We start from the raw sequence: 645 nt of genomic DNA, 5'->3' as shown, positions 1-645 counted from the left end.
GTCACAATAGCCATGCGCTCATCCAGACGTGACCATCATGAGAGAACTATGTCTACTCCATAGCCCTCCTTTGAATGTCCCCCCACCCGATGGTCTGTTAGATCCGCCAATTGCTCGATGGGGGACGTCGCTTCTCAGTAAGCGCGTAACGCTTGAAGGTCTGAAATGGGGCCGACAGCGGACTGACAGCTTTAAAGCTGCGAGCTGACAAAGTGGATAAGTTCTATCGTCGTCGAGTGGCTTTACGACCATGCGTAAGTCATCACCTTTTTCCAGCGGAGTGACGTGACGCCATGCTTTACCGCATAAGATGCACCGAGTGTACAGGCATGCAGGTGGAGATCCGCGCATTCTTGACAAGTGCTGTCTGCCGCGGCCCAGCGCCAAGATGCTGCTCAACCAGGAAGATATGCGATACGTCGTTGGCTTGGTCTTGCCCGATCAATTCTGTGATTGCGAGGACATATCGGTTGGGAATCACCTTTGTTTTTACCAAATCGCCCGCGCCGTCGATTACGCTGCTTATCGCCTGCTGGTAGAGCCTGTTAGCGTACTCGCGCACCGGCATGAAATGACGCGGAGCTGCGCCACCATTGAGACTTGGATTCCATGCGTCGAACGTGATCGGAATGGGAACCAAGGGCT

At 54.0% G+C, this 645-nt stretch carries 1 protein-coding gene; it reads right to left on the bottom strand.

Going from position 1 to position 645, the window contains the following annotated elements; genetic code table 11:
- Window positions 1–298 precede the first annotated feature (298 nt).
- Window positions 299–645 (bottom strand): hypothetical protein (locus tag AB1462_RS31510; RefSeq protein ID WP_367248982.1); only part of this gene is annotated, 347 nt, incomplete at its 5' end.

Origin of the sequence: Pseudomonas sp. SB113 (assembly GCF_040754745.1) — a bacterium.
Classification (GTDB): domain Bacteria; phylum Pseudomonadota; class Gammaproteobacteria; order Pseudomonadales; family Pseudomonadaceae; genus Aquipseudomonas; species Aquipseudomonas grimontii.
Note: the sequence above shows the minus strand (reverse complement) of the source record. Positions and strands in the feature narration are given on the sequence as shown.